The 10,260-nt window shown below is 71.9% G+C and carries 7 protein-coding genes and 1 pseudogene; 4 read left to right on the top strand and 4 right to left on the bottom strand.

Features of this window, described 5'->3' with window-relative positions; translation table 11 throughout:
* Positions 1–123: 123 nt before the first annotated feature.
* Together KZ829_RS42415 and KZ829_RS42410 are read right to left on the bottom strand one after the other, a co-directional pair.
* Positions 124–3,303 carry an NACHT domain-containing protein gene (locus tag KZ829_RS42415; RefSeq protein WP_220149490.1) on the bottom strand — a complete coding sequence of 1,060 codons (3,180 nt, stop codon included), beginning with the start codon at positions 3,301–3,303 and terminating at the stop codon, positions 124–126.
* Between the two features lie 24 nt (positions 3,304–3,327).
* Positions 3,328–3,957 (bottom strand): TetR/AcrR family transcriptional regulator, encoded by a 630-nt coding sequence (locus tag KZ829_RS42410; RefSeq protein WP_220149489.1) that lies wholly within the window; start codon positions 3,955–3,957, stop codon positions 3,328–3,330.
* A 65-nt stretch (positions 3,958–4,022) separates the two neighbouring features.
* Here KZ829_RS42410 and KZ829_RS42405 point away from each other — a divergent pair, with 65 nt between their 5' ends.
* Positions 4,023–4,958, top strand: a complete 936-nt coding sequence (locus KZ829_RS42405) for an LLM class F420-dependent oxidoreductase (protein ID WP_220149488.1) — start codon at positions 4,023–4,025, stop codon at positions 4,956–4,958.
* On the opposite strand, the gene KZ829_RS42400 is transcribed toward KZ829_RS42405, so the two are convergent.
* The gene (locus KZ829_RS42400) at positions 4,939–6,963 is read right to left on the bottom strand and encodes a PAS domain-containing sensor histidine kinase (RefSeq protein ID WP_308285896.1); all 2,025 of its coding nucleotides are present in this window, start codon (positions 6,961–6,963) and stop codon (positions 4,939–4,941) included. The genes KZ829_RS42405 and KZ829_RS42400 overlap by 20 nt on opposite strands.
* 128 nt (positions 6,964–7,091) lie before the next feature.
* Here KZ829_RS42400 and KZ829_RS42395 point away from each other — a divergent pair, with 128 nt between their 5' ends.
* From KZ829_RS42395 to KZ829_RS45060, 3 genes and pseudogenes are all read left to right on the top strand, one after another.
* Positions 7,092–8,147: a MerR family transcriptional regulator gene (locus KZ829_RS42395; protein ID WP_220149487.1), complete on the top strand. Its 1,056-nt coding sequence runs from the start codon at positions 7,092–7,094 to the stop codon at positions 8,145–8,147.
* Positions 8,148–8,463: 316 nt separating this feature from the next.
* On the top strand, positions 8,464–9,069 hold the full coding sequence (locus KZ829_RS42390) for a DivIVA domain-containing protein (protein WP_220149486.1): 606 nt from the start codon (positions 8,464–8,466) through the stop codon (positions 9,067–9,069).
* Between the two features lie 59 nt (positions 9,070–9,128).
* Positions 9,129–9,293 (top strand): annotated as a pseudogene (locus tag KZ829_RS45060) (glycoside hydrolase family 78 protein); the annotation flags it as partial.
* A 27-nt stretch (positions 9,294–9,320) separates the two neighbouring features.
* On the opposite strand, the gene KZ829_RS42385 reads toward KZ829_RS45060, so the two are convergent.
* Positions 9,321–10,115, bottom strand: a complete 795-nt coding sequence (locus KZ829_RS42385; protein ID WP_220149485.1) for an SAM-dependent methyltransferase — start codon at positions 10,113–10,115, stop codon at positions 9,321–9,323.
* Positions 10,116–10,260: the final 145 nt, after the last annotated feature.

Below are 10,260 nucleotides of genomic sequence, written 5' to 3'. Positions count from 1 at the left end.
CGAGGTCTCCGGTGGTCTCCGGTTCTGCTTGGTCGCTAAACCGTCTACCGGAGACCTCACTGTCTATCGATCAACGACGCGCGTGATCCTCTCCACCCACCACCACCGACTTCGATACACGGCCTAGTCCTCGACCAGCAGTCGCCGCATCGCCACCACCAGGTGACCGGCGATGACCAGGACCTGCCGCCGCTCGTCGGTCAGCCCGGCCATCCCGTCGATCCAGGGGCGCAGCCCGGTGGCCACCTCGTGCAGCACCCCGGGGGTGCGGGCCAGGACGTCCGCGCCGGCCGGCCAGCGGTCGCCCCAGATCAGCGCCCCGGCCAGCAGGGCCGCGAAACCGGGGCTCTCCACCGGGACCTGGGCCAGGTAGGCCGTGGTCTCCGGCCGGTCGCCCAGTTCCGGGTACTGGGCGGCCAGCAGGGAACGCGGCCACCAGTCCGGCGACACCCGGGCCTCCAGGGCGAACGGGTCGAGTGCGGTCACGTCGGCGACCCGGAACAGTTCCGGGCTGTGCGCCACGTGCGCGGCCAGCAGCGCCCGGCTGTAGTGGTGGGCGCGGCCGGTCTCGTCGGCGTGGATCAGGTCGCCGACGGTACGGCGGCCGTCCCAGAACGCCTCCGGGTCGACGTAGGCGCGGGCCGCCTGCCCGAGAGCCTCGATCTCCCGGTCCGAGCTGGCGATCGCGTACTCGTTGCCGACCGCGCCGTGGCCGGCGTTGAGGACCACCGCGTCGATGCGGGACAGCGCCAGCCACTCGGTGTGCACGGCGGGCTGCGCGGCTGTCGCGCCGCCCCGGGTGACGGCCCAGTCCGGCTCGCTCTCCGGGGAGATGGTGTCCAGGAAGTCGACGTCCAGGTAGCCCTGCCAGAGCCGGACCAGCCGGGTCCACCAGTCGTTGGAGTCCTCCGGCGGCGGCACGATCGAGGCGAGCGTCACCGGGTCGCTCTCCACGTGCAGCAGGAGCAGCAGGAGATTGGCCGTGTAGATCGCGTACCGCTCCATGTAGGTGCCGGTGGACGGCGAGTAGGCGCCGTAGCGGCCGCGGTCCCAGCGGTCCTCGGCCTCGCGCAGCAGCACGCGCAGGATGTCGCCGGCCCGCCGGGCGCCCTCCGGGTCAGCGTGCAGCTGCTCGATGAACGGCAGCACCGACGAGCCGCCGGAGTTCAGCGTCTGGTGCGACAGCAGCGCGTACAGGCGGTCGTCGTCCCAGTTCTGGGAGGACGGGCGGTCCCGGGAGCGCCACAGCTCGGCGAGTTCGGTCATCACGAAGTAGGCGGTCAGGTACTCGCCGAAGGTGGCGTGCAGGAACTCGTAGCTGCGCCCCTCCACCCCCTCGTCGACCTCGGAGGCGTGGATGAAGAAGAACCTGCCGAGGACCCGCCGGGCCGCGCTCAGCGCCCCACCGCGCCGGACGTTCTGCCGCTGGCGGGGCGCCGGGTCGAGGGCCTGGAGGTCCTCCAGCAGGGTCTGCTCCTCGATGTAGTGCTTGCCCCGGTTGAACATGCCGAACGCCGCGATGCCGAGCCGCCACAGCTCGGCCTGGATCCCGGCCTCGTCGCCGGCGCGCGCCGGGCTGTCCGGCTTGCTCAGCTCCCGCTCGATGAACCGGCGCAGGATGGCGCCGTAGATCTGCGCCGGGGTGGAGTCCCGCTGCATGGGCGGCAGCCCGTTGGCGGCGCCGTGCAGCACCAGCAGCAGCAACAGCAGCGGCTGGCGGGCGATGTCGCCGTAGGACAGCACGGACGCGGCCGACGGGATGCCGGCCAGCCCGCTGTGCCCCAGGTACGGGTTCGCCCGCTCCCAGATCTCCAGCCACGCCCCGACCTGCCCGGTGCTGAAGTCCTCCAGCTTGATGACCAGGCAGCCCTCCGGGATCCGGGCCAGGTCGGCGACCAGGGTGCGGGAGGTGACGATGACCGCGACCGGCCGGGACGCGAGCCGCTCGATGCGCTGGAACTCGACCACGTTCTGGAGGTAGTTCGACTCGGCGGTGCCGGACGCCTGCATGAACTCGTCGAGACCGTCGATGAACAGCACCCGGGTCGCGTCGGCGGACGCGTCGCTCAGCTCGGCCCAGGAGACCCGCCCGTTGGTGGCCTTGCCGAGCACCGCGGCGACCTGCTGGTAGACGGGGGCGCTCGGGTCCGGGACCTGGCGCAGTGGGATCCGGGCGGCGGTGAAGCCGTCGCTGCCGGAGAGCCGGGCCGCGCACACCTTGGTGAACATGCTCTTGCCCGAGCCGGGGTGGCCGAGCACCACGAGCGGCCGTTCGTGGCTGCGCGGGGAGGAGAAGTACGCGGCCAGGAAGGAGTCCAGGTCACCGCCGAGCGGGGTGCGTTTCTCCCACCACGACTCGTCGGCCGGGGCCGCCGCGTCGGTCATCACCATCCACCGGTACGCCGGGCTGAGGTATCCGTCCTCGATGGCCGGCACCCGCAGCGCCGGAAGATCGTCGGACACCCCGGCGGTGACCAGCGGCTCACGCAGGGCCGCCCGGTTGAACTCGGTCACGAACCGGCGTACCTGACCGGCCTGCTCCCGGCCGGCCCCGGCCAGCTTCACCATGAGGCGTTCCAGCCGGGCCAGCGACTCCACGGCCTGCCCGGCGGTGGCCTGGGTGGCGTGGTGCTCGCCGAGCATCGCCCAGATCTCGAACTCACGGACGTCGGCGGCCAGCAGTTTGTACTCGGCGTCGTACCGGCGGACCGCCCGGCCGACGATGTCCTCGATCAGCGGCTGGACCGGGCTGAGCACCTCGGCGCGCTCCCAGACGGCGAAGTTCTGGAAGAACCGGAGGCACAGCACGGCCAGCTCCCGGTAGCGCGGGGCGATCACGGTGTCCCGGGTGGCCCGGAATCCGCAGCCGGCCCACGGCAGCGGGATCGGGACGGTGGTGACGATCTGGGTCAGCTGCTCCTGGGCCGGTCCGGCGGCGGCCCGGTCGGTGAGGCGGCGCTTGTCCTCTTCGGTCAGCCCGATCCGGTCGTACACCGCACCGACGGTCTCCCGGACGGCGGCGAAGAACGCCCCGTACACCAGCGCGGTGTGTGTCGCGGCGAGGACGTCGGCGCGTTCCGGGGAGCGGCCGGCGCGCAGCCGTTCGCGGCCCGCCGCGACGAGTTTCGCGAGCAGGCCGACCACCTCGTTCTTCTGGTCGACCCAGCCCCAGGCGGCGAGCCCGGCCGGGCCGGCGGCGATCACGCCCACGCCGAGCAGGGTGCCGAGGGTGCCGGTCCAGCCGTCGTCCGGGCCGGACAGGATCGTGCGCGCGCCTTCCAGACTGTAGGGAGAGGCAGCCATCCGACCCCGTCCGCCGCAGTGAGATCAGTCGATCTGGACGATCTGATTCGAACACCCGGTTTCCGGCGTGGTCAAGACCATCCGGGCGGCCTCGACGGCCCGGGCCGCGATCTGGCCGGCGCCGACGTCGTTGCGGGAGAAGAAGCCGTCCGACCACAGCGTGGTGTAGCCGTGCGCCACCGCGATCATCGCCTCCACCAGCAGGACGGCGTCCGCGTACGACGTCGTGCCGGTGGCCGAGGCCAGGTCGAGCATGGTGGTCATCAGGGCGCGGGTGTGCTCGCGGCGGTCGTCGTCGGCCAGCCCGTAAAGCTCGGGGGCGTAGATCACCTGGAGGCCGGCGCCGGTGCGGGCGACATAGCGCACATAGGCGCCGGCCGCGGCGGCCAGCCGGTCGGCCGGGCCGGTTCCGGCGTCGTCGGCGGCGGCCACGATCGCGGTACGCAGGTCGCGTGCCGCGGCGGCGGAGACCGCGCTGAGCAGGTGGCCGCGGTCGGGGAAGTGCCGGTACGGCGCCGCCGAGCTGACCCCCAGACGGCGGGCCACGGCGGCGACCGAGAAGCGCTGGAGCCCGCACTCGGCGAGCACGTCGAAACTGGCGGAGATCAGGGCCGCGCGGAGATCGCCGTGGTGGTAACCGCGATTCGCCGACACCCTTGCCCCCCATGTGAGTAGGCTCTTACATTAGCAAGTAAGAGACCACTTACATTGGAGACGGCGTGAGCATCCGGCTCGGCTACCAGATTCCCAACTTCACCTATCCCGGCCCGGCCGCGGAGCTGTTCGACACGGTCGTGGCGCAGGCCCGCGAAGCCGAGGCGTCCGGCTTCGACACGGTTCTGGTGATGGACCACCTCTACCAGCTGCCGGGCGTCGGCCCCACGGAGAACGCGATGCTGGAGGCCTACACCACCCTCGGCGCGCTGGCCACGGCCACCTCCACGGTCCAACTGTCCACGCTGGTCACCGGCAACACGTACCGTAATCCCGCTCTTCTCGCCAAGACCGTGACCACGCTCGACGTGGTCTCCAAGGGCCGGGCCGTGCTCGGCATCGGAGCCGGCTGGTTCGAGCGCGAGCACCACGACTACGGCTTCGAGTTCGGCACCTACACCGAGCGGTTCGAGCGGCTCGAGGAGGCGCTGCTGATCATCACGCCGATGCTGAAGGGCGAGCCGGCCACCCTCGACGGGAAGTGGTACACGGCCCGGGGCGCCATGAACAACCCGCGGGTCCGGCCGCACATCCCGGTCATGCTGGGCGGCGGCGGCGAGCGCAAGACGTTCCGGCTGGCCGCGCGCTTCGCCGACCACATGAACATCATCTGCGAGGTCGACGACCTGCCCCGCAAGGTCGCCGTGCTGCGCGAGCGCTGCGAGGAGATCGGCCGCGACCCGGCCACCCTGGCCACCAGCTACCTGGTGATGGGGATGGTCGGCGAGACCGAGCAGGAGGTCAAGGAGCTGGCCGAGAGCATCCCCGACGACCGCCGCAACCGCGCCATCGTGGGCACCGCCGAACAGGTCGCCGAGCAGCTGCACGAGAGGGTGCTGGGCGCCGGCATCGACGGCATCACCATCAACCTGATCCGTAACGGCCACCGCCCGGGCGTGGTCGCCCGGGTCGGAGCGGCCCTCAAGCCCCTGGTCGGCTGAGCGCCGGCAGGCGTACGCAGACGACGGTGCCGGTGGGCCGGCGCTGGCGCAGGCTGATCTCGCCGCCGTGCAGCCGGACGATGGTCCGAGCCCGGGCCAGCCCCAGCCCGAAGCCCGGGATGCCCTGATGCCGGACGTTGCCCGCCCGGTAGAAGCGATTGAAGACCTGGTCCCGTTCCGGTTCCGGGGTGCCGATGCCGTTGTCGGCGATGCACAGCTCGGCGAGGTGGTCGACGGCCCGCAGGGTCACGTGCACGTCGCCACCGGCCGTGCTGAACTTCAGCGCGTTGGAGAGCAGGTCGTCGACGACCTGCCGGAACCGGACGGCGTCACCGTCGGCCCGCAGCCGCTCCGGCAGGTCGGCGTACAGCCGGACCCCGGTGCCGGCGGCGCGCGACCGGTACGCCGCCACCGCCTCGGCCACCACCGTCACCAGGTCGATCGCCGCCCGGTGGAGTTCCTGATGACCGGAGTCCAGCGCGGCCAGGTCGAGCAGCGTGTCGACGATGTGCTGGAGCACCGTGGTGTTGCGGGCGACGGCGGACAGCATCTGCCGCTGCTCGTCGTCCAGCCCGCTCGCCTCCTCGGCCAGCATCGTGGCGTTGGCGGTGATCGAGGTGAGCGGGGTCCGCAGCTCGTGGCCGACCAGGTCGAGGAAGTCGTTCTGCGAGCGGGTGAGCTGCCGGGCCAGCTCCTCGGCGCGGCGCAGGGCCACGTAGACGCCGATCTGCGCGGCGATGCCGTCGAGCAGCACGGTGAACAGGTCCTCGTGCACCTCGGGCGACGCGGCGTAGCAGGTCAGCACGCCGAGCACGATGCCGCCGTCGCGGACCGGGACGGCCAGGACGGTACGGATGCCGTGCCGTACGCACAGCTCGACCCGTTCCCGCTCCTGTGCGGTGACCAGGTCGGCGCACCGGCTGATGTCGGCGACCCAGAGGGGCTCGCCGGATTCCCAGACCCGGCCGCTGATGCCGCGGCCACGGACCGGGTCGTGCCCGAAGAAGTCGTCGGTGTCCGTGCCGGAGGTGCTGTAGCCACCCACCGACCGCAGGCTCCCGGACGGCTCGTCGACCAGGAACAGTTCGGCCCTGGGCCAGCCGAGCGCGCCGGCGACGGCCCGCAGGATGGCGGGCGCCGCCTCGGCGATCGAGGCCGATTGGCGCAGCGCCCGCTCCACCTCGCGGTGGCAGGCGCGGAACCGTTCGGCGTGTCGTTGCAAGGTGATCTCGTGCGCGACGGCGACCGCGCCGAGCCGGCGGCCGTCGCGGTTGACGATCGGCCGGGCCGTGGTGGCGAAGACGCGGCTGCGCCGGCCCGGTACCCGTACCACGAGGTCCTCGGCGGCGAGCTCCTCGCCGTGCCAGGCCCGCATGAGCGGCGTCCGCTCCCAGGCCACCTGATCCAGGTTGGTGTCGTAGAGGTGCTCCGGGTAGGTTTCGGCCACGTCGGCGGGCACCGGGCCGTCCTCGGGGTCGCCGTGCCACCGGCGCATCTCCCTGTTGACCAGGATGACCCGGCCGGTGTCGTCGCAGGCGACCACCCCGACCGAGAGGCTGTCGAGCAGGGCGGTCAGGAACGCGTTGTGCCGTTCCACGGCGTCCTCGGCGGCCGCCAGCGACGACAGATCCGTCACGAAGACGCAAGCCAGCGGTCCGGCCGAGCCGTGCACCACGGACATCGCGGCCCGGGTCTCCAGGCGTCGACCGTCGCGGTGCCGGACGGTGAGCTTGCGGACGACCGGGCGTTTCGGCCGTGCGGTGAAGAGCCTGCCCAGGGCGGCGCTGATCGGCTGGTCGCCGTACTCCGGCCGGAACGGGGTGTCGTCCAGGCGGCGGCCGCACACGTCGGCCGCGGTCATCCCGAGCAGTTCCTCGGCGGCCCGGTTGAAACCGCGCACCACGCCCTGCGGATCGATGGCGAAGAACGCCTCCTGAACGCTGTCCAGCAGAGCGGCGCTGTCCAGGGTCGTGAACGGGGGGAGGTTGTCGTTCCAATCCGCCACCGCAGCTCACCTCTGTCGTCTCGGCACTCACGGCGGGCGCACGAGCGTCCACGACAATCTTGTCAAAGCGGAAGCGCCGGGAGAGGGGAAAAGATGGCCGGGAAGGGCCGGTGTGCAGAGGAGGACGGGTGGGGCTGCTGACGATCGGGGCGTTCGCCCGTGCGGTCCGGATGACGCCGAAGGCGCTGCGGCTCTACGACGAGCTCGGCCTGCTCCCGCCGGCCGCGGTCGACCCCGAGTCCGGATACCGGTTCTACCACCCGGACCAGCGGGAACGGGCGCGTCTGATCGCCCGGTTGCGCCGGATCGGCATGCCCCTGGCCGCCATCGGCACGGTGTGCGACCGGGACCCGCGGGCGGTCGCCGAGGCCGTCACCGCCTACTGGGGCCGGGTCACCGCCGACACCGTGGACCGGGCCCGGGAGGTCACCGCCCTCGTCGGCGAGCTGTCCCGGACCGAACACGCCGCGGGCGCCCCGGGGATCCGCCGCGCGGCCCGCACCGATCGGGGCGCCGTCCGGGACAGCGACGAGGACGTCGCCTACGCCGGTGACCGGCTGCTGGCCGTCGCCGACGGCATCCGTGGATCCGGCGGGGCGGCCGCCGCGCGGGCCGCCGTCGAGGCGCTCGAGCCGCTCGAGACGCTGGACCGGCCGGCCGGCGAGTTGCTCGCCGTCCTGGCCGCCGCGGTCGACGGCATCGACGAGACGGTACGCGGGCTCGGCGCCGGCGACGACCGGCCGGCCACCACACTGACCGCGCTGCTGCGGCACGGCGATCGGCTGGCCCTCGTACACGTCGGCGACACCCGCGCCTACCTGCTGCGCGGTGGCGAGCTCAGCCTGCTGACCCGGGACCACACGTGGGTCCGCGACGAGGTGGACCGCGGCCGGCTCACCCCGGAGCAGGCCGCGGCCCATCCGCGGCGGGCCCTGCTCAGCCGGGCCCTCGGCGGCGGCGGCCGTCCGGTCGAGGCCGACCTGGCGTTGCGGACGGCTCGGCCCGGCGACCGCTACCTGCTCTGCTCCGACGGCCTGTCCAGCGTCGTGTCTGCGGCCGCGCTGCGCGACACCCTGGCCGCGGAGCCCGGCTGCGGGCCGGCGGTGGACCGGCTGATCGAGTTGGCGTACGCGGCCGGCGCGCCCGACAACATCGCCTGCGTGGTGGCCGATCTGACCCGCTGACCTCCGTTCTGGCCCGAAGGGGCGGAACCGGTAGGCGGCGGAACCCGCGGTCAGCGGGGGTGCGTGCGGCCCGCGATCACTGTGAGGAGCCCGTGCGGATACGTGGTGTTGACATTGATGGGAGGGTCGCGTCTACTTCGTGACGACGCGTTTTGGTGGGCTTCGTCACTACGCGTCGCTCGGACACCTTGACGCCCCTCCGGAGGCATGAGCTGCGCACGATCTGAAGCGACCGTTCAAAAGGTCCTATGGGAACGTGCACACCCCGCATCTGACTGTCGTCCACGTGCTTCCGGTAAGAAAGGTGGACCCCTCCGTGTCATTCACTCCTGCCGATGTCGGCAAGGTCGAGTTCCGGGAGCCCCCGGCCGGCGCACGCGGATATCACGAGGGTGAGGTCAACCGGTTCCTCGACGACGTGGCCGGGGAGATGCAGCGGCTCGCCGTCGAGAACCGGGCGCTCGCGGAACGGCTCGAATACGACGACCTGGCCGGGCACCTGCGCAAACTCGAACGCAAATGCGCCCGGGCGCAGGAGCGGGCCGCCGCCCTGCGGGCCGAACTGGAGCAGGCGCGGGCCGCGGCCGCACGGGCGTCGCCCACCCCGGTCTCACCGCAGTTGCTGCGGCTTGCCCAGCGCACCGCCGACGAGCGTCTGGCCGAGGCCCGGCGGGAGGCGGAGGAACTGCTGAGGAGGGCGTCCGTCGAGGCGAGCCTGCTGGTCAGCGATGCGGAGCTGCGGGCCTCCACGGTGGTCGCCGACGCCCGGCACGCGTACGCCGAACGGGTGAACAGCCTGGACGACAAGCGGGCCAAGGCACTGGCCCGGATCGAGGAGCTCGGCGAGGAGGCCCGGCGACGGCGCGAGGATCTGGCCGGGGACGTCGCCTATCGGATGCGGCGAATGGACGGCACCCACTGACCGTGCGCCGCCCGTACAAAAACCTTGTCTTCTCGGTTTTGGGCTTCCAGCGTGTCGCCATGCCTGATCAGCGGTGCCGTGACCTGCGCGTCGAATACCTGGACCGGCCCCTCGGCATCGGCGTGCGCCGGCCCCGGCTCAGCTGGACCACCGACGGCGTGATGGACGCGTGCGAGATCGAGGTCGACAGCGCGGACGGCGAACCGGTCTGGCGCAGTGGCCGGATCACCAGCGACGGGCTTCCCGCCTGCTCACTCCTTGACGGCGACGCCGCAGTACTGGTTCACGTCGACGTCGCCGGTGTGTGCGTCCGGGCGCCACCGGTTGCACGGGACGACGCCCGGCTCCAGCAGTGTCAGGCCGTCGAAGAAGGTGGTGATCTCCTTGGCGCTGCGGTACTTGATCTTCGGGGTGCCGCGCTCGTTCCAGAAGTCGACGATGCGGTTCGCCTCGGCCGTGTTGATGTCGTAGCAACCGTGCGCGATCGCCAGGTAGCTGCCCGGCGGCACCGCGTCGACCAGGCGGCGCACCACCTCGTACGCGGCGTCGTCGTCGCGCAGGAAGTGCACGATGCCGAGCAGGGTCAGCGCGATCGGCCGGGAGAAGTCGAGGGTCTGCGCCGCGGCCCGCAGGATCGCGTCCGGGTCGTTCAGATCGGCCTCGACGTAGTTCGTCTCGCCCTCCGGCGTGCCGGACAGCAGCGCCCGGGCGTGCACCAGCACCAGCGGATCGTTGTCGACGTAGACCACTTTGGTCTCCGGTGCGGCCTCCTGCGCCACCTGATGGGTGTTGTCGGCGGTCGGCAGGCCGGTGCCGATGTCCAGGATCTGGCGGATGCCACCGTCGCGGACCATGTGCTCGACCGAGCGGCGCAGGAACCGGCGGTCCTCCCGGGCCAGGGTGACGATCGACGGCAGCATCCCGGCGATGGCGTCACCGGCGTCCCGGTCCGGCTGGAAGTTGTCCTTGCCGCCGAGCCAGTAGTTCCACAGCCGTGCCGAGTGCGGGGTGCTGGTGTCCAGGTTCTGCCCGGCCGTGTCCGCCACGAGCGGCTCCTCTAGTCCCAACGCCGTTCAGTTAGGCGGTCCGGGCTGGCGTCAAGGGTGTGTTGATCAGAAAGTAGGAAGCGGAGTTCCGGTATAGAGGTTTGTCACTCCAAGACAACCCACCCCAGGACTCCGCTTGCTCGAT

The organism is Actinoplanes hulinensis, from assembly GCF_019429605.1.
GTDB classification, from domain to species: Bacteria; Actinomycetota; Actinomycetes; order Mycobacteriales; family Micromonosporaceae; genus Actinoplanes; species Actinoplanes campanulatus.
This window is presented reverse-complemented; position numbering and strand designations above follow the sequence as displayed.

Bases quoted from the DNA above. Each gene is read 5' to 3' on its own strand.
- KZ829_RS42415 (WP_220149490.1), bottom strand. From the start codon at position 3,303: ATGGCTGCCTCTCCCTACAGTCTGGAAGGCGCGCGCACGATCCTGTCC.